This is a genomic window from Vibrio sp. Y10_XG_PY6 (genome assembly GCF_024181795.1).
GTDB lineage: Bacteria > Pseudomonadota > Gammaproteobacteria > Enterobacterales > Vibrionaceae > Vibrio > Vibrio diabolicus.
In genome coordinates, this window is the sequence record NZ_JAMZAQ010000001.1 from 217863 (window position 1) to 236308 (window position 18446).

Consider the following 18446-nt stretch of genomic DNA (forward strand, 5'->3'; position numbering starts at 1 on the left):
GCGTGAAAGCCGTCTTTTTTATGCACTTTAACCAAAGAGTTTACGCTGATTTACGCGCAGGTCGCTTTTCATTGTTGGTATTGTTTTCTTTCGTGCTGGCGTTCTCTTGAGTCTTCCCTTTCAGTGTCACCACTTCTTTTTCAGGTAATTCGGCCGCTTCACCAAAGAATTTACCACCAGGTTCGATGCTGAGGTTATTACTCCAGATCCTCCCACTTACACGTCCCTTGGCAAGTACTTGAATGTGTTCTGCGTGACAGTTACCATCCATCATGCCATTGATGATCAGTTGCTTAGCGTAGATCTCACCGTTTACTCGGCCGCTTTCTGCAACGACGAGAGTGCCTTCTACATTAATTTGACCATCGACGATGCCATCAATCTGGACATCGTTTTCTACTTTGAGTTCTCCGCTAACAGCACAGCCTTTGGCGATGAGAGTTGAAGCTGCTGAGCTACTCGTTGTTCCACGGTTTTGATTAAAGATTCCCATCGTATTCTTCGCTCCTTAGTAAAAATGTCTTCGAAATCATTGAGGCTCCAATCGACAAATGGCTTCGGATTCAGTGCTCGCCCAACAAAACGCACCTCGTAGTGAAGGTGAGGGCCAGAAGAGAGCCCACTGTTGCCGGAAATTGCAATCAGTTGCCCTTTTTTGACGAACTGACCGCTTTTTACTTTGAACTTTTTCAAGTGCGAATAAGAACTCGAAAAACCGAAAGAATGTTGCAGCCTGAGGAAGTTACCAGAGCCTTTATTGCTGCGGCGGGTGACTTCCACAACCCCATCTGCTGGGGCATAAACCTTAGTACCGGTATTCACGGCAAAATCGAGCCCGCGATGCATCTTAGCGACTTTTGTCACCGGATGAATGCGCTTACCGAAGCGAGAAGAGAGCCGCGCTTTACCGACCGGAGACCCGCTTGGTATTTGGTTTAACAACACCATGCGAACGTTCGACGTAATCGCCGCCGCATCAAGTCGGGCATCCAAATTATCCGTGGTAGTATGTTCTCCAACTCCAAGGACTTTCTCTAACTCTCCCAAACGCTCCGAAACAAGTTGTACTCGCTCTTCTCGCTCTGAGAGATCACTTTCCAGCTCGGATTTTAATGCTTTCAGTGTGCTGAGCTCTTCACCCATAGTGCGCGAATGTTCTGTCAGTTCAGCTTGTTTTAACGCGGCATTATCGACGCGAGTGTACAAGTGATGAATTAAGATCGCGGTTGCGGCCAGAGCAATGACAAAAAAGCATAAAAACGTTTTTAGATTGCGTTGCATCCTTTTACTGAAGTACCAATGTCTGGAGCCATTGATGGTTGATATAGAGATCGTCAACTGGTCTTTCATCGTCTTCTACTGCTCGTATCTGGTATACGTCTCGTCACTGAGTTAATGGGAATGTAAGGAAAACGAACGGGGACCGCTAGAGGCAAACTGGAAAGAAGTGTCAGGCCGTGAGGCGTTTTCAGATATTAGATAAAAGACTCAATAAAGATTTAATATCCTAGCGCTTTTGGTCGTAGTTACTCCAAATCGCTTTATTGAACTGAAGATTTTGATTTGTAAGGTGGTTATCCGAGAAATTAGATTGTGAATATTGCCAATAGCATCCTCACGCAATTCAACTTACTTCACGGTTTACCTTATAAATGTTGGATAATTTATCAAACCGACATTCATTATATCGATAACTTGTTTATGATAGCGGTCGATATAAAAGTGCTATTCAAAGGCTTTAAACCTAAGCGTGATATTTCGCTTAGGAACACATAACTATGACAACGGAGTTGGTCGTGAAAAAACTACTATTGGCTACAGCAGTGGTCGCAGCTGCAGGGGGCGCTGGCTACCTGTACCAAAACAATACTACCCCGAGTGATTCAGTATCACTACTTTCGCAAGTTCCTGCGGATTCGCTCATGGTAACGTATCAGACGGAACCTTTTAATCATTATAAATACATGAATGCATTTGGCACGGCTAACCAAGGCTCGATTGCTGAACTTTTTGCCGATGAATCACTTTCTCCACAGCAACAGTTTGCCGTTAACTTGTTTGATGGATATCTGGAGAGCGCTGCATCGCCAGAAACGTTAAAAGCCTATTTAGGTACCGGAGAAAACATTAATCCTGTGTTGTACACAATCGGTATGGTACCAGTGTACAAATTGAAGATTGAAGACCCTGCCGCGTTATGGAAAACATTGGATCACGAAGAGCAGATGAGCGGTGCTAAGCACGAGCTGGTTAAACTCGGTGAAGTTGAGTTTCGTCGTTACGAGATGACAGATTCGGTTGACCCGCAAGATGGCATTGGCTTGGTTGTTGCCGTGGTTGACAACGTACTTACGTTAACGGTTGATATTCCGCAACTGGGTGTTCAAAACCCGCTTAAAATGGCATTGGGACTTGAGTCACCAAGTCAAAACATTGCGGAGAGTGGACGCCTAGCGGCGTTGCAGGCTAAATACGGCGAAAACAATAACTCTTTCGGTTACTTTGATCACCGTGAATTGATTAAAGGTTTGACGACGAAAGATGGCAATATCTTTGCGCGTCAAGTCAGCATGCTGGATGCCATTGACCCTGAGCCGACAATTCAGGAGATGCGCTCACCAGCTTGTCATACTGAACTTACTCAAGTTGCAGAAAACTGGCCTCAATCCGTCGCATTTGCGGAATACAAGTTGAAAGGCGAGCAGGCATTCATTAAAGGTGCTTTTGTTGTTGAATCGAAAAATAAAGTGATTCTAGATGCGCTTAAGTCGATTCGTGGCGTTTTGGCGGAATCGAACAATGATAAGAGCTTCTTTAGCATGGCGCTTGGTTTAGACATTAATACGCTAGCGCCATCGATTGGTCAGATTTGGAGCGACTTGACTCAGCCTCAGTACCAATGTTCTGTATTGACTCAAATGCAGCAAGAGATGGGTGGCCAAAACCCAGCCGCAGCTGTGAGCATGGGCTCCGGCATGGTTAACGGCCTGAAAGGATTAAGCCTGCAAATGTTTGATATCCACGTTGACACTAATGTTCAGCACGGTGAAGTATTTAGCCAGCTAGATGGTATGTTGTCTCTATCTGCCAATGATCCAATGATGCTGATTCAAACCGCGCAAATGTTTGTCCCTGAACTTGCTCAATTACAAATTCAGCCGGATAACCAGCCAGTTAATGTCAGTGACCTGCTCGAAATGCACACAGGCTTGAAGATGGATGTGTTTGCTCGCTTAAACGAAAACCATTTTACGCTCTACAGTGGTGAGAATGCCGAAGACGCGAGCAAAGAAGTGATGGCACAACCACTTTCTCCAAATGGCTTGTTCAGTTTTGACTTCGATTCAGAACGCATTTTGGAAGAGTTGGAAAGTGCGTCAGCCGTGACTGGTGAGCCGTTACCTGATGATGTTATGAAAAGCTTACAAGGCGAGCTTGTTGGTGGTATGACGATGGATGTAACAGATCAAGGTATTGGTTTTGAGTTTGATTACCGTGGTGCGACCAAACCCGTGACGGTTGCACAGCAGTAAAACATCGAGTAGAAAAAAGGCGGCGCAGTGCCGCCTTTATTTCATCGTCGAACTCAGGTTTGTTTACCATCGAGTCGGACTTTCATCAAGACTATGACTGCAACCAAACAGGGTTACTCCAGGCCGTGCTGCCGTCTTTATCTTCGACTTCTAAACTTATCCATCCCTCTGCGTCGCTAGGTATAGGTAGCGACAGCTCTATGCGTTGAGTATCAACTTTTGGGTTAATCGTCAGAGTATTCAGCACGTTGCCGCCTTTACCGATCAATCGAATTTCTTTTAGACCATCGGCTGCAACGACGTGGATGTCCCACGTGTCGCCAGCTGTTGCTGTTTCACCAAACATAATGTTTTGCGGATAAAGAATAGGGCCTTGTGTTGCGTAGCCATGGCCGGCTTTAAGTGCTTGCGCAAACTTCGACGGCGTTAGCTCGCCATCGACTCTTGCCATCATTCGAATCTGCCCCGTGAGTTGGTTCCACGCATCGTGGGTGTCGGTTCCCGCTGTAAAGTACATTGCTTCACCCAGGTCCCAGAGTTTATGCGCTTTCTTCAACGTTGGTTCATTGTCTACGCGCGCATTAAGCTCCATAAGGTCGAAGCGATCCGTTTTACCACCAGGGACTGCATTTTTAGCGATATTCGTAAAGTAGCCATAATCGTTGTATGGATGGTTCATCGGTACGACTTCAGCCCCCATCTCATGTACGGCGTTAAGTAACGTGTGAACGTCAGCAGTGCCAGGATCGACCTTTAGCTCGGCGCCATTATCGATAGGAAATGGGTTCATATGTCCCCATGATGGCGAAACTTCGATCGACGGGATGAAAGGCACGCCACGTTTCGCAGATAGTTCTGCAAACTTCTGGTGGTTAATGGTTGAGTCATGATCGCTAATGAAAGTCAGGTCAAGATCCGTTGCCAACTGAGCGCGCACAACAATTTCTGGCGGAGTAACGCCTTCCAACACGTTGCCATGATGGTGTAAATCTGCGCCATACCAATGCTGACGGTTAGGAAACGTCACTTGAGGCACTTCTACTCGTTGCTTCGTCGTTTTACCGGACGTTAGAGTTACGTCTAATGTTTGGGTTTTAGCTGTAAAACCTCCACCAGAGTTGATACCTAATTTGTATTGACCGGGTGCCAGTTTTAGTTCCGCATGACCTGCAGGCAGCAGATCGGTAAAGAAGGTGCGTTTACCCAAAAATTCAACCGGTGGCGCTTGACCTTCAAGGATGGTGATTCTCGCATCTTTGGCCAGACCTGATGTTGCCTCTTCAACTTGAAGTGAGAGAGTTGCTGGGCGTTTTAGAGACGTAAAATCGAGTGTTTGCTCGCTATTTCTCGCCACTTGAATCGATTGCAGCTCGCTGTTTGCGTGACCAGTCGCTGTGCCGTAGATTTGGTACTCACCCTCAGGCAGCGCCATGCTGTACTGGCCATCTTTGGCCAATGTCCAGGCATAGGGTTGTCCTTCTTTTTCGATCATCACGATAGCATCTTCAGGAACACGACCATTATCTGCGCGTAATTGGCCGTTGATGGTGCCTGTCGCTTGTCCTAGTCGGTCAGCTTCTGCCTTGACAATGGGGGCCATGTCTCCATTTGGAACCACTTGTAATCGGGATTGGAAAGTGCGGCTTTCACCTGCTTTCAAGGTATGTCCTAGGTACATGTCACGACCATTGTATTTGACGCGATCAAAATAAGGAGCATGAAGTGCAAAGGCCCAGTCTCGATCATAAGCGACCATGCGATCGGCGAGGGCATGGTCGGCCATGGATTCTTCTTTCCCTTCCAGCCCGGGCACGGCAAATTGGTAGCCAGTGTCTGGCCAAATGGTGTGCCCTGATTCTAATGCAAGATCTTTTTTACCTTGGTTGGTCATGACCGTTTTAAGCGCAATTGAGTCAGATCCAGAAGCGAGCGTATACCACGTTGTGATATCAACGTCATCGAAGTTGCGGCTCACTTTGATGACCGCTTTATTGTCGCTGTCTTCGATAATTTCAATGGATTTGCGATCATTCGGCCACGCGGACCAGCTGTTAGGAATGAAGTCAGCAAAGGCAACCCGGTCAAGGTCTACTTTGCCATTCTTTACTGCTGCCAAATCGACCAATGTTCCTCGCGGTACGCCCCATGGTGGTGCGGATTCAACAGCGAGAGCGAAGGCGACATGTTCGTTTTGAACGGTAATGTCTTGAGCGTGTGTTGCTTCGCCATCGGGGATCGTGGTCTTTCCTTGTGTGATACTCACTCCCGCATTCGCTGAAGTTCCAAGCAAAAGGCCAGAGATTAAAGTTGCCACTGCGCTTTTTGAAAAATTATGCATGAAGACACTTCCTTTTTTTCATGATTTATTATGTGAGTTGTCGATGGCATTGTGCGTTAACTTGATTAGACGTTCAATTAAAAAAGCGAAAGAAATGAAGAGGTCAACTCGTTTCTATTATTGTTTTACAATTGATTTCTGAATCTTAAGTTTTGATTTTAAAGGTCTTTTGTTGTTTGATTCGTTTTTGTATAGAGTAATAAAAATATTTAGAACACTAATTATTTTGGGAGAGATGTGAACGATTTTTGGCAGCATTGAGCAAACAAAATGATAACAATTACACTGTATATGTGAGAAAAAAGGTCAAGATAGTTCTGAGAACGCATATAATATTTTGAGTTAAATTTGACTTTTTATTCTTTATGTTTGGGTTTTTATCTTGTCTCTGACTAAAAGGCCTTTAATAAAGATTAGAGCAAACATAGAGACACTATGTTTTTTGAGTGAACTATATACGGTGGCAATATGTCGAAAACATATCAATTGATTGCTTGAGGTTTAGATGGGGTTTATTCGTAAATATAAACTGAGCGTAGTTTTATTTTTGAGCGGTGTGACATGTTTAATTGCGTACCACGCTCAGGGCTCTTACGTAGATGAAAATGGCTTATTAGTAGAGTCATTTGGGTTTATCCCTTTGTTTTGGCTCTTTTTAGGGTTAGCCTTCGCCTCTTTTGTGGGCACTTTTTTCAAACACCGTAATCGTAATTAAAGAGCAAACGTGAAGTTTACTCCTTTATCTGAGGATGGGAGTATTGCTGATATTTTGGTAACTCTTTCCTTAGGTTACTAAATGTTGCTCGTGTACTTTGTTTTGATAGTTTGTTGATTAGCCAGATTGGCAAAAGGCCTCCGGGGTCAGCAAACGCTTTGTAGTCAATGAGTGTCGTGCCATTAGTGAGCTTTTGTAATTCCCAAGTTGCAGCAACCGAACGAATGCGAACATAGCCCTTTTGTTCAGCAAGATATGAGTCTGGTGCGCTTTTGATTTTTATCGTGAACCCAAGCTCATCGACCCAATATTCAGAGTAGGTGAGCATATCACGATTTTTTGCAGGCCATGGCGCCGTAAATTGGGTATAAACGATGTTTTCGGTGGCTGATATTTGATTTAAAACTCTGCTATGACTGGCATTGTCAATCCAGTTCGGGATATTGTCACTATCCTCCAATAGCGTTAAAAATGCGTCATAGCTGGTGGGTGTGAACATCCGAGCACGAATCTCAACTAAACCGTCGGTATGCTCTCGAGAGTAGATAGTGATTCCGTTATCGTCACTATCAAATTGCCAGTACTCGTTGGCTTTTGCGGCGGTGCCAGCGGATATAAAAGTGGCGAGTAGTAGCGCGCCAATTCGTAAATGCAACATCATGTTAGTACCCGCCAACTTATCCTTAGTTAAAGCTTATACGATGTGTTCTTAATTATAAGGACAATAGTAAGTCTTTTCGTTACTGTTCTGAAGGTTGCTCTGCTCCAAAACCTCGTTGAATATTGGTGAGCGTTATTGCTGCAAACACCACAATAACGATTGATAGATGCCAGGCTTGGCTTAAACCAAGCTGTACCAATGTTAAGCTGACCAATGAGGATACGATCATTTGTCCACCTCCAGACATGGCTGCTGCAGCACCAGCCTGCTTTTTGTAGGGTTGCATTACCATGGCTTGCGCGCAAGGTAGGGCAATGCCGTTACCTAAGATCATTAATAGTTGCCCCAACATTAAATACAGCGGTTCTACCGGGCAGAAGAACAACCATATTGCAGCACTGAGATGCAGGAATGGACTACAAAGTAGCATTCTTTTGTTGCCGATAATTGGCCTTACTCGGTTACAAATCGTGGTGCCGCCTAACATACCTAAAGCGGGAATGAGTGCCCACATTGCGTATTGATCGGATGTCATGCCAATTTGGTCTTGCATGATAAATGGCATCACGGACACGGTCGTTATCATCAGGCTGAAGTTTAACCAACTGATGCTGGCAAAACTCATAAAGTAACGTGACGTCACCAAGTCTCGATACTGGAAACGCATATTGCGTGGTGACGGAATAACAGATCGTTTTGCAATGGTTTCTGTAAACTTAAAGGCGATGATTACCCAAGCGAGTGAGACATAACCTAGCAGTGAAATGAACACCATGCTCCAACCAAAATGGAAGTTGATAAAACCGCCAATCACAGGTGCAATGAGTGGCGTGATCGAAGCTGCCATAGCGATGTAAGACATGGCGACAGGGAGCTCATCACCGCTAAATCTATCTCGAGTCGATGCTCTCGCGAGTACCGCGCAGCACCCAGTTCCTAAGCCTTGTAGAAAACGCCCCATCACCATGCCTGTGAAGGTGTCACTGAGGAAAATGATCATTAATAGACCAGACATCGCGATGAGCAAGCCCGTCAGTAGCACTTTTTTTCGACCCAAAGCATCCGATACCGGACCGTAAACGAACTGAGAGGGACCAAAACCGAGTAAGTAAATACTCACGAGCAGTTGGGCTTGATCAAGGGAGATAGAAAAGTCTTTTGCGATCCATGGCAAAGAGGGCATAACAAGCCCCATGCTCAATTGGCCAACACTGATAATAAGACAGGCGAGTAAGATAGTGCGAAAGTTGATTGGGCGACTCATGATGGATCACCATCAGAATAACCTCTTTGCTTTCGTGTTCTGAGGCAGCCTTCATCATCCACTTCATTTAACTTAGATTTGACGCGTTTTACGGTAGATAGGCTGACATCACACTGCTCCGAAACACTCTTCAACGTATAGCCTTCTAACAGCAACGTTGTGATCTGTTGGTGTTTAGTTTTGTCTGCTGGGCGTCCGCGAAATTTCTGTTTCCACAAATCTGGTTGATCTTTAATGGCTTGCCGTCCTTGCTCTGCTGCAAACAGGCGATGTTCAGTCTGTACTTTTCCATATCCAGATAACACGGTGAGTAGCGTTTGAGTTTGAACAGAATCCGGTTCAAATGTGAGTGGTTCACAAACGGTTTTCAGTGTGACCCCTTTTGCTAGTAACACTTTGATTGTATTTAACGCCTGACTAAAATCTCGACCAAATGCCGTTAGCCACCAGAGCACAATCGTATCACCTGCTCTGACGGAATCGAGCAGTTGTAAGAATGCCTCTCTCTCGGTTGGAGGCATGCAACCACGAACCTTATCCTCAAAATGCTGAGCTTCGGGCGCAAAAGCTTTTAGAGTATTAAGGTGCTCTTGGTAAGCTCGATTTTTTGGCGAATAACGTGTGTAAAGATAAGTAGCCATATGGACTATACGCCTTTTTAATTTGGTTCATATACTGTAATGGCTCATAAATATACAGAGGTTCATTAATGCTTACAACACTAAATGGACCCGAAGTCGTTAACGGACTTCGGGTCTTTTACTATTAAAGTCGTGTATATAAGCTTTCCGGGTTATTGTTCTATGATTGATCTGATTTCGGGTGGTAATGCAAAATCACCATCGAAGTAGGTGATAGCAAAACTTCGCCTTCAGCATGCCCTGGGTTGAGGTTACGTACGTTTGTGTCGCAGATCGTTACCCATTCTTGCTTTCGCTCATTAGGGAGCTTAAAGCGCGCTGTAGCGTTAGTTTGGTTGATGAGATAGACCAGCTCTTGTCCTTCTTTACCGATGCCAAGGTGAAGTGCGACAGAGCTTAAACGGTTCCAATCATCATGCTCCATTAAGCGACCGTCTGTTCGGCGCCAGAAAATGCGGTTGTTATTGCGGTTTTCGCCACTGAAAGCTCGGATAAATGGCACCATGTATTGATTTCGGTTGGCGACCATTTGTGACATCCACGTTTTGAAATGTTGCTTACGCTCCGTTTCTCCCCAGTTAAGCCAACTGGTTTCGTTATCTTGGCAATAGGCATTATTGTTACCGCCTTGGGTGTGAGACAGCACGTCAGCAGTGAGGATGTGTGGGATTCCAAAAGCAAACAGCAAGCTGGCAATAAGGTTGCGTTTTTGCTTCTCACGCGTGGCGATGATCATCAGATTTTCTGTCTCGCCTTCGACACCGTAGTTTTCTGAGCGATTGTCACCGTGGCCGTCGCGATTTTCTTCGCCATTAGCTTCATTGTGTTTGTGCTTGTAAGACACTAAATCTTGCAGTGTGAAGCCATCGTGATACGTGATGTAATTCACCGTGAGTTTGTATGGCCAGTTCGCTGCACTATAAATGTCACGAGAGCCCATTAATCGAGTGGCGAACTCTTTTAAATAGCCTTGATCACCGCGCCAAAAACTGCGGGAAATATCACGCAGTTTGTCATTACATTCGTTCCAACCAAATGGAAAGTTACCCACTTGGTAGCCATTTGGACCAATATCCCAAGGTTCGGCAATCAATTTAGTTTCACGCAAAATTGGGTCTTGCGCGACGGCTTTAAAGAAAGCTGCTTCAGGGTTGTAATCATCGCCTTGACGCCCTAACGTTGCGGCTAAGTCGAAACGAAAACCATCGACTTTAAATTCGCTAACCCAGTAGCGCAATGTATCCATTACAAGATTTAAAGCGGGTTGATAGGTGAGATCGACCGTGTTGCCACAACCAGTGTAATTTGCGAAGTGGTTGCCATGTTTGATGTAAAAACGGGAATCGAGCGCTTTCAGGTTGAAAATTGTAGGCCCTTCCCCCCCCTCTGCGGTGTGGTTGTAAACTACGTCGAGAATCACTTCTATGCCGTTTTTGTGCAGTTCTCGAATCGTTGTTTTGAGCTCTGTGACGGCGTCTTTTTCTGCATAGCGCGGATCGGGCACCATAAAGAGATAAGGGTTGTATCCCCAATAATTGACCTTTTCCATCTCTAGTAGGTGAGGCTCATGCATACACGCTGCGACAGGTAGCAATTGCAGCGTGTTAATGTTTTGCTGTTCATAAAAGGCCAGCATTTTAGGTGATGCAAGACCTAAATAGCGCCCCTTCAGCTTGTCCTCAACTTCTGGGTGAAGTTGGGTAAGCCCTTTGACGTGTGTCTCAAACAACACCATCTCTTCTCTGGGTATACGCGGATGATCCGTATCTTGCCAGTCAAAATTATCTTCGATAACGATGCACTTCGGCATATCGAAACTTTTGGCTGGAGAGTAGGGAGGGTGGTAGTGGAGGGCTTTATCAATTGACTTTGCGTAAGGGTCAGAAATTAATAGTGGCTCTTCCTTGTGGGAGACAAGGTAACCGTATTTTTGCCCCGGCTTAATATCAGGAATAAAAGTATGACGTATGCCAGCGTATTCATTCGGTAAATCATGAAGCGCGTAACTGCCATCGTCTGCAAACAGGGCGAGTTTTATGTCTTTATTCCCTGGTGCGTGAATAGAGAAGTTACAACCTTCTTTATTTACAGTTGCACCCAAGGGGTAAGGGCGAGAGAGAAGTCGTGTCATCGGAGATACTTTATTTAATATTTATTGCTACCTTTAGGAAACTATAAGTTAAAAACTTTGTCTTACTAAGGTCAACCACCCTAAATATAAAAATATTCATGTAATTTAATTACTTTATGTGACGGCTTAGAGTCAAAAATATGAAATGGCTATCACTTTGTAGCGGCTCAAAACCGAATAAACTTACTAATTCCTCCCTAGATTGGTGATCTGACTCGAAAAAACACCATTCGGTAAATTTTCTACTCCCTTCTCATCCCCCCTAAATTAGTTTGGGGCGGAGGAAGTCATCCTTGTACGCCTCGGGTAATCTCATAACTGTTGAAACAAACGGGGATTCGTTCCCATCTTACCTCTCTTTCTTTAGGTGTGTTTTTACTGCCTATATTCATCTAAAAGAGTGAGCAGGGAAGACAGAATTATAAATACCCTTAATGGAGTTAAGAATGAAAAAAGTAAGTGCAATTGCTGCTGCTGTGGCTGCAACTTTAGCTGCTGGTTCTGCGTTCGCAGTGGATTTCCACGGTTACATGCGTGCTGGCGTTGGCGTGAACGCTGACGGTGGTCAACAATTAACATTCGAAAAGAACAAGATCGGTCGTCTAGGTAATGAAAGCGATATCTACGGCGAGATTCAACTAGGTAAAGAAGTTTACAACAACAACGGCAAAACGTTCTACGTAGACTCTATGGTTGCAATGACTTCTAATGGTTCAAACGACTGGGAAAGCACTTCTGCTAACTGTGGTTTGGATAACGGCGAAGTGAAATGTGTTGACGATGCACAATTCGCACTACGTCAATTCAACGTTCAAGCTAAAGGCCTACTAAACTTTGCTCCAGAAGCAACACTTTGGGCTGGTAAGCGCTACTACCAACGTCACGACATTCATATCTCTGACTTCTACTACTGGAACATCTCTGGCGCGGGCGCTGGTGTTGAAGGTATCGAAGCTGGTCCAGGTAAAGTTTCTTTCGCTTGGGTTCGTAATGACCGTGGCGATATCGCAGATCCAGGTAACGATGGCGGCGATACAAACGTTAACACTCTAGACGTACGTTATGCAGGTCTTCCTCTATGGGACAACGGTTCTCTAGAAATGGGCTTGAACTACGCAATCCTTAACGAAACTGACGCTGCGCCAAACGGCACTAAAGATGCGAAAAACGGCGTAATGTTCACAGCAGAATTGACTCAAGGTCTAGACGCTGGTTTCAACAAAACAGTGCTTCAGTACGGTACTGAAGGCTACTCAAAAACAATGGCATTCTACGGCGACGGTAGCTGGTACGGCGCAGAAGCTGATAACGGTGCATCTGGTTACCGCCTAATCAACTGGGGTGTAATCGGCATGGGTGACAGCTGGGAAATGGGTCACCAGTTAGTTTACGGTGTTGGTGAAGACATGTGGGCTGGCCAAGACAAGTGGGAAACAATGTCTGTTGTAGTTCGTCCAATGTACAAATGGGATGACAACCACAAAACTATCTTCGAAGCTGGTTACGCTATCGACGATAACGACGGCGACGAAAACAAATACGGTAAGCTAACTGTTGCTCAAGCATGGTCTGCTGGTTCTAGCTTCTGGGCTCGTCCTGAAATCCGTGTTTACGCTTCTTACCTAACGGCTGACAAAGAAGACAACTCTAACACATTTGACAACGGTCGTTCAGACGATACGTTCCAATTCGGTGTACAAGCTGAAGCTTGGTGGTAATCATCTAACCACTAAGTCCTAAATTGTCCTAGAATGATACAGCCAGAACTTATCTGGCTGTATTTATTTAAAAAACAATAAAGAGTCGAGGTAGACAGTAATGAAAAAATGGCTTGCTCCCGTACTGCTGGGCATGTTGGCTACTGGTTGTGCGTCTGTAGAACAAGTAGAGATGAGTCCAAAAGGTCAGCAACAAGTGATCACTCAATCGGGTGATATTCAATGGGTAACGGTTGATGTACCTGTGGTTACTGAATTCGCTTTGACTGATAAAAGCCAAATGCTGTTGGATGGTAACAGTGCTGGCGCTATTGCAGCGTTTGCTCTTCCGGGCAACCGTGGCAGTCTCGATATCAAATTAGAGACATTCGTAAGTAAAGAACTTCAATTTTATGCTCCTAATGTCGCAGTGATGAACTCGGCAGGAGAAACCATTTACCAAGCAGATTTCTCAAAGTTTAAGTACGAACCAGCAAAACTGTTGGACAACGATAAATTCGTACTTGATCTCAATGTGATTCCAGACATGACAGGTAACGATCTGCATGTATTGGTGTACACGACTTCCGCTGATCTAAAAGGCAGTACGCAAGTTCTGCATCCTGCAAAAGCCTTCGCCATGGCGCGCCACACTCAGCCGCCAGATATTGCAGACCCTTTAGCGAAACACAGCCCACTGGGTCAGTTCCGTTTGTCGGTATCCGCAAATGATATCGTGAATACCAAGATTGTTGCGAAAAACGACAACATTCCTCAAGGTACGGATCTCACTAGCTACTATCACAGCTCAATTGAAGCGGCAGTCGCAGCGAACGATATTCCTAAAGCACTCACCTTGCTCGATGAAGCAAAAGAACTGGGTATTGAAGGTGCGCAACAAGTGTTTGTGAAAGCCGTAAATAAAAAATAATTGAATATAAAAGGCCAGCAAAATGCTGGCCTTTTTTCATAGAATATAAACCAATAAAAATACCCCTACATAGAGTTATCTTATTCACATAATTATTTTTATTGTTTTGTTTTTTATATTGGTTAGATCAATAATTATTGACAGTTCCTAACTTATTTTTTGTACTTAGGAAATAAATTAACTTCTCGAAGTAATTTAAATTCGCAATCCGACGCTATTTATTTAGCGTTTGATATTTCCATTTTAATAACGATTAATATTTCTTTTAAACGTTGAGTTTATTTTGCTTTGGATATACTAAAAAGGAATTACGTGAAATGAACATGATGAAGACCTCTCTTGCTGCTGCCCTACTTGTTGCCTTAGTGGGTTGTCAATCGACAGCAGAACCAGAAGCAGCCGCAGAGCCTGTTGTGAATATGTCTCAAGACGAAGTGGTTGCTTTCATGAAAGCGTGTGACAACCCAGATAGCACGGCGAAAGGACCAATTTCTAAACCATTGTTTGTGGTGGGTACGTTTGCGGATTCCGACTGGAAACACGTGCCTCAACGTCAATACACCTACAAAGGAAATAACTTCTACCAAGCTGTGGTTCAGGAAAAAGTAGGTTCCTACAAAATGCAGTATGCGACCGAATTGTGGTTCCCACAATTTACCGCAAAAGGCAATCGAATGAACGTTGGAGAATTAACACCATTAACATTTGGTGGTTACGGTACAGATACTTCAGTTGATATTAAAGAAGACGGGAAATATGTTTGGAGCCTTCAATTTGAAGGAAAAGGCAAACCTCTTCATGTTATGGTAAATAAGTGTCAATAATATTCCATTCAGTTATTTAAAATCTATTTTTATTTATTAACCTCTACATGGGAAGCATGTTGGGGTTAATTTTATTACTCAAATGTTTTTATTTAATTTGAGTAAGTTAGGGAGAGTAAAATGCGTAACGTCCGACGTAACCATCGCCTGTATCGATCGCTGCTTGCGTTAAGTGTGATTGGTGCTTTATCTGCGTGTAATTCTTCTGGTGGTGGCGATACTAATAGCAGCACTCCGCTACCGGATACCAGTTATGCTTGCCAAGCCAATGTCATGGCGCAAAGTAACCAACTTCGTACTTATCAAATCATGGTCGAGAGTTTTGTGGATGGCGATGCGAGCATTGGTCACGGTACGGGCTATGGCACCAGTCATCATAATGGCGATTTGCAAGGGGTGATTGATTCACTCGATTACATCCAAGATTTAGGGATGAACGCGATTTGGTTGACGCCAGTTTTTGAGTCTGAAGCGATAGCAGGACAAGATCACTGGGCCGATCGTTTGGATGCCACGGGCTATTTTGCGACAGATTACTTTAAGATCGACCCAAAATTTGGTGATTTAGCGACCGCGAAAACCCTAGTTGAAGAAGCACACAAACGTGGTTTGTACGTATTTTTTGATGGCGTATTTGGTCATCACAAAGATGGCTTGATCAAACCCTCACCTTCCGGTTTGCTGCCATCTGGATCAAGCAACCCCGTTGATTATCCGGCCAGTCTCGATTTCTACAAAGAAGTGGCGACGTATTGGATCAAAGAGCTCAAGATTGACGGCTGGCGTTTAGATCAAGCCTATCAAGTTCCGACAGACGCTTGGACACAACTTCGTAAAGCTGTCGATGAAGCCTCACAAAGTGTGACGTACACCAATAGCAAAGGTGAACAAGTGAATCCGTTGGGTTACATGGTGGCAGAGATTTGGAAAGGGGAGTCTGAGATCGCGAATGAGGCGTATGGATCGAACAGCGATCCAGCATTGTGCTCTGCATTTGACTTCCCGATGCGCTATCGCATCGTAGAAACTTTGGCCGTGAATGAGAGCGGCGTGGGTGGTCGCGGTGTGGATTGGCTAGACAACGGCTACAGTACACACCACCAATATCCAACGCATGCGCAGCCGAATTTGATGATCGGCAACCATGATTTAGTGCGCTTTGGTGACTTGTTGCAACGTGGAAACTTGGCGGATGTGAATGATGCAGAATATTGGTTACGCCATAAAGCCGCGTTTGCCTTCCAAGCTGCGTACACCGGGCCAATCACGTTGTTCTACGGTGATGAAATCGGGGATCAAGTGGATGGTTTTGCCGCAAAAGAAGACAACAACATCTGCGCCATTCAAGGTTTGTGCGATGATCACGTTGCGCGCAGCAGTGCGAAAATTGAAGGTGTGACGGCGACGCTTGATGCAAACCAAGCCGATCTCAAAGCTTACGTGAAATCGCTGATGACGATGCGCAGTGCGCACCCAGCATTGTATCAGGGGTCACGCACGAATTTAGTTGCGAGTAACGGCAGTTATGTGGACTTGAAACAAGCTGGTTCGGACAAAGTATTGTTTGCGCTAAATACCTTAGAGAGCGCTAAAAGCGTCACTCTTGCTCAGGAGAATGTTGGCACAGGTGAGTTGGTGGATTTGCTCACGAATGAAAAAATTACGCCAAGCAATGGTCAATATCAAATTCCGATGTCGCCATTACAAGGTCGATTCTTTGCGGTTACACCCTAAGGAAATATCCGGAATCACCGCTCATCAGTTGAGCTGACCAGAAGGTTTTCTCATACACAAGCCAAGTGTTGTTGCTGACCCCCATAGGCGCACACTTGGCTTTTTTCCGTCCGTTTTACTTTTCCCTTAATGGTTTTCCAACGATGTAGCCAACAGGTTGCTTCGCTTTTTGCATTGGCGTTTGTTTTCGGCAGGTAGATATTTGTGAGATAAGCTGCACATTAAAAAGTAAATTAACACTTGTGCAACGTAAAAGTGTGACCGAAGGATTACTTATGCCTTACTAATATGTTTATCGTGTTTGGGATTTACATAACTAATGGAAAATTATAATGAAATCCATAACGAAACCCCTCTGTCTTCTTGCTGTTATTAGCTCTCCGCTTGCATATAGCCAAATTCTCAATGGTGACTTTGAACAGTGGAATGGCAGTGCGCCTACGCAGTGGTCAGTGATTGACGCTGGCATCGCGGTGTCGCCAAGCAGCGAACAAATCAAATCGGGCGGCCTGGCTGCTCAAGTCGTCGTGAATACAGGTACCCAAAGCAACACTGACCTTTTGCAAACCATTAATGTGGAGCAAGGGAAAACCTATCCGTTTTCTGTCTCGGTTTATCACACCGAAGGAAATGTAAAAGCACGTCTGGTGGTTGATGGTTATCACAATTACTCAGATCCGCAGCAGGTAAACCAGTGGCAAGAGCTGGCGCATAACTATACTGCGAGTTCGAACAAGACCATCAATGTCGGGTTGCGTTTTTATGATGAGGCCGGGTTTGACGGCTCAGAAGTTGTCTACATCGATAATTTTCAACCGACCGAGACAAGTACACAACCTCCTGTAGAAAGTTGTAGTGATCATGAAGTGCTTCTTACACTCACGACGGACAACTATGGCTCAGAAACTAGCTGGGAGTTGAAAAATAGCCAAGCGCAAGTGCTTTTCTCTGGTCAGGGGTATGAGTCGTCAACCACTGTTGAAAAGACCATGTGTTTAGCCGATGGTAACTACCAATTTACGATTCAAGACAGCTATGGCGACGGCATTTGCTGTGGCAATGGTTCGGGGTCTTACGCGTTGAAGGTGGGAGATAAGACCCTTGCTTCTGGCGCTGAATTCTCGAAAAGCGAAACCACCGACTTTACGTTAGGTGACTCAACCTCAACCCCACCAGTGGTTGATGGTTACTACCAAGCGGCGTCTGGCAAGACGGGCTACGCTCTAAAAACGGCGCTGTTTAACATCATCAACAACCACACTAGCCGAGGTTATTCTGCGGTGTGGACCTTGGTAAAAGATGCCGATATTGATCGTTATTACGAAAATGATGGCTCTATTCTCGATATGTATTCAGAGAAACCTGCGGGCAGTGATGCTATCAGCTTCACGAAAGTGACAGACCAATGTGGTCAATATAGCCAAGAAGGGGATTGCTACAACCGTGAACACTCGTTCCCGAAAAGCTGGTTTGGCGGCAAAGTTGAGCCGATGAACTCAGACGGTCATCATTTGTTTGCAACCGATGGTTATGTAAACGCCAAACGTAGCAACTGGCCATTTGGTGAAGTGGGCACCGCGACCTACGTGTCTAGTAATGGCTCTAAACTTGGTCAAGCAAGCACAGGCCTAGGTTATTCCGGTACGGTGTTTGAGCCGATCGATGAGTTTAAAGGCGATTTTGCTCGTGCCTATTTCTACATGGCAACCCGCTATGAAAATGTTGTAGGTAACTGGGAAGGCAATTCAAGCAATGCGGATGCTGTCCTTGATGGTTCAAGTTCAACGGTTTTTGAACCTTGGATGTTAAACATGCTGAAACGTTGGCACAAAAATGATCCCGTTAGTGAAAAAGAACAAAACCGCAATCAACAAGTGTTTGAGTTTCAGGGCAATCGTAATCCATTCATTGATCATCCTGAGTTTGTTGAACAGATTTGGGGAAACTAATACCTTCTTGATTTTGGTATCCACCATT

General features: G+C 44.8%; 14 protein-coding genes. 7 read left to right on the forward strand and 7 right to left on the reverse strand.

All coding sequences use genetic code 11. The annotated features are described in order from the left end of the window. Positions 1 to 40 precede the first annotated feature (40 nt). A complete protein-coding gene (locus NL644_RS00995; protein ID WP_074190324.1) occupies positions 41 to 493 on the reverse strand; it encodes a polymer-forming cytoskeletal protein in 453 nt (150 codons plus the stop codon). Next, positions 397 to 1350: a M23 family metallopeptidase gene (locus NL644_RS01000; protein WP_005395595.1), complete on the reverse strand. Its 954-nt coding sequence runs from the start codon at positions 1348 to 1350 to the stop codon at positions 397 to 399. The genes NL644_RS00995 and NL644_RS01000 overlap by 97 nt, the downstream gene beginning before the upstream one ends. Positions 1351 to 1778: 428 nt before the next feature. On the opposite strand from NL644_RS01000, the gene NL644_RS01005 reads away from it, so the two are divergent. Next, positions 1779 to 3533 carry a hypothetical protein gene (locus NL644_RS01005; protein WP_253657872.1) on the forward strand — a complete coding sequence of 585 codons (1755 nt, stop codon included), beginning with the start codon at positions 1779 to 1781 and terminating at the stop codon, positions 3531 to 3533. A gap of 91 nt (positions 3534 to 3624) precedes the next feature. Here NL644_RS01005 and NL644_RS01010 read toward each other — a convergent pair whose 3' ends face one another. Then, the gene (locus NL644_RS01010; protein ID WP_114322727.1) at positions 3625 to 5871 is read right to left on the reverse strand and encodes a CehA/McbA family metallohydrolase; all 2247 of its coding nucleotides are present in this window, start codon (positions 5869 to 5871) and stop codon (positions 3625 to 3627) included. A 505-nt stretch (positions 5872 to 6376) separates the two neighbouring features. Between NL644_RS01010 and NL644_RS01015 the strand changes: the two genes are divergently transcribed. Continuing rightward, positions 6377 to 6586 (forward strand): DUF3955 domain-containing protein, encoded by a 210-nt coding sequence (locus NL644_RS01015; protein ID WP_005395601.1) that lies wholly within the window; start codon positions 6377 to 6379, stop codon positions 6584 to 6586. A 16-nt stretch (positions 6587 to 6602) separates the two neighbouring features. Here NL644_RS01015 and NL644_RS01020 read toward each other — a convergent pair whose 3' ends face one another. The 4 genes from NL644_RS01020 to glgX all read right to left on the reverse strand — a co-directional run bounded on the left by NL644_RS01020 (position 6603) and on the right by glgX (position 11283). After that, complete coding sequence (locus tag NL644_RS01020) at positions 6603 to 7247, reverse strand: START domain-containing protein (RefSeq protein ID WP_181869469.1); 645 nt, start codon at positions 7245 to 7247, stop codon at positions 6603 to 6605. A 79-nt stretch (positions 7248 to 7326) separates the two neighbouring features. Beyond that, on the reverse strand, positions 7327 to 8511 hold the full coding sequence (locus NL644_RS01025) for a multidrug effflux MFS transporter (RefSeq protein ID WP_253657873.1): 1185 nt from the start codon (positions 8509 to 8511) through the stop codon (positions 7327 to 7329). Further along, positions 8508 to 9152: a recombinase family protein gene (locus NL644_RS01030; RefSeq protein WP_114322729.1), complete on the reverse strand. Its 645-nt coding sequence runs from the start codon at positions 9150 to 9152 to the stop codon at positions 8508 to 8510. The genes NL644_RS01025 and NL644_RS01030 overlap by 4 nt, the downstream gene beginning before the upstream one ends. Before the next feature lie 160 nt (positions 9153 to 9312). Continuing rightward, positions 9313 to 11283, reverse strand: a complete 1971-nt coding sequence (gene glgX / locus NL644_RS01035; RefSeq protein WP_114322730.1) for a glycogen debranching protein GlgX — start codon at positions 11281 to 11283, stop codon at positions 9313 to 9315. Positions 11284 to 11729: 446 nt separating this feature from the next. Between glgX and NL644_RS01040 the strand changes: the two genes are divergently transcribed. The 5 genes from NL644_RS01040 to NL644_RS01060 all read left to right on the forward strand — a co-directional run bounded on the left by NL644_RS01040 (position 11730) and on the right by NL644_RS01060 (position 18418). Beyond that, complete coding sequence (locus NL644_RS01040) at positions 11730 to 13001, forward strand: maltoporin (RefSeq protein ID WP_006740823.1); 1272 nt, start codon at positions 11730 to 11732, stop codon at positions 12999 to 13001. 100 nt (positions 13002 to 13101) lie between these two features. After that, on the forward strand, positions 13102 to 13911 hold the full coding sequence (locus tag NL644_RS01045; protein WP_005398230.1) for a MalM family protein: 810 nt from the start codon (positions 13102 to 13104) through the stop codon (positions 13909 to 13911). A 317-nt stretch (positions 13912 to 14228) separates the two neighbouring features. Beyond that, positions 14229 to 14735 (forward strand): hypothetical protein, encoded by a 507-nt coding sequence (locus tag NL644_RS01050; protein ID WP_006740821.1) that lies wholly within the window; start codon positions 14229 to 14231, stop codon positions 14733 to 14735. Positions 14736 to 14855: 120 nt separating this feature from the next. Further along, positions 14856 to 16469 carry an alpha-amylase family glycosyl hydrolase gene (locus tag NL644_RS01055; RefSeq protein WP_253657874.1) on the forward strand — a complete coding sequence of 538 codons (1614 nt, stop codon included), beginning with the start codon at positions 14856 to 14858 and terminating at the stop codon, positions 16467 to 16469. A gap of 332 nt (positions 16470 to 16801) precedes the next feature. Then, positions 16802 to 18418, forward strand: a complete 1617-nt coding sequence (locus NL644_RS01060) for an endonuclease (RefSeq protein WP_253657875.1) — start codon at positions 16802 to 16804, stop codon at positions 18416 to 18418. The last annotated feature ends 28 nt before the right edge of the window (positions 18419 to 18446 follow it).

What these genes read in the sequence shown, in the direction of transcription:
- NL644_RS00995 (WP_074190324.1), bottom strand. Translation starts at nt 493, where the DNA reads ATGGGAATCTTTAATCAAAACCGTGGAACAACGAGTAGCTCAGCAGCT.
- NL644_RS01000 (WP_005395595.1), bottom strand. Translation starts at nt 1,350, where the DNA reads ATGAAAGACCAGTTGACGATCTCTATATCAACCATCAATGGCTCCAGA.
- NL644_RS01005 (WP_253657872.1), top strand. Translation starts at nt 1,779, where the DNA reads ATGACAACGGAGTTGGTCGTGAAAAAACTACTATTGGCTACAGCAGTG.
- NL644_RS01010 (WP_114322727.1), bottom strand. Translation starts at nt 5,871, where the DNA reads ATGCATAATTTTTCAAAAAGCGCAGTGGCAACTTTAATCTCTGGCCTT.
- NL644_RS01015 (WP_005395601.1), top strand. Translation starts at nt 6,377, where the DNA reads ATGGGGTTTATTCGTAAATATAAACTGAGCGTAGTTTTATTTTTGAGC.
- NL644_RS01020 (WP_181869469.1), bottom strand. Translation starts at nt 7,247, where the DNA reads ATGATGTTGCATTTACGAATTGGCGCGCTACTACTCGCCACTTTTATA.
- NL644_RS01025 (WP_253657873.1), bottom strand. Translation starts at nt 8,511, where the DNA reads ATGAGTCGCCCAATCAACTTTCGCACTATCTTACTCGCCTGTCTTATT.
- NL644_RS01030 (WP_114322729.1), bottom strand. Translation starts at nt 9,152, where the DNA reads ATGGCTACTTATCTTTACACACGTTATTCGCCAAAAAATCGAGCTTAC.
- glgX (WP_114322730.1), bottom strand. Translation starts at nt 11,283, where the DNA reads ATGACACGACTTCTCTCTCGCCCTTACCCCTTGGGTGCAACTGTAAAT.
- NL644_RS01040 (WP_006740823.1), top strand. Translation starts at nt 11,730, where the DNA reads ATGAAAAAAGTAAGTGCAATTGCTGCTGCTGTGGCTGCAACTTTAGCT.
- NL644_RS01045 (WP_005398230.1), top strand. Translation starts at nt 13,102, where the DNA reads ATGAAAAAATGGCTTGCTCCCGTACTGCTGGGCATGTTGGCTACTGGT.
- NL644_RS01050 (WP_006740821.1), top strand. Translation starts at nt 14,229, where the DNA reads ATGAACATGATGAAGACCTCTCTTGCTGCTGCCCTACTTGTTGCCTTA.
- NL644_RS01055 (WP_253657874.1), top strand. Translation starts at nt 14,856, where the DNA reads ATGCGTAACGTCCGACGTAACCATCGCCTGTATCGATCGCTGCTTGCG.
- NL644_RS01060 (WP_253657875.1), top strand. Translation starts at nt 16,802, where the DNA reads ATGAAATCCATAACGAAACCCCTCTGTCTTCTTGCTGTTATTAGCTCT.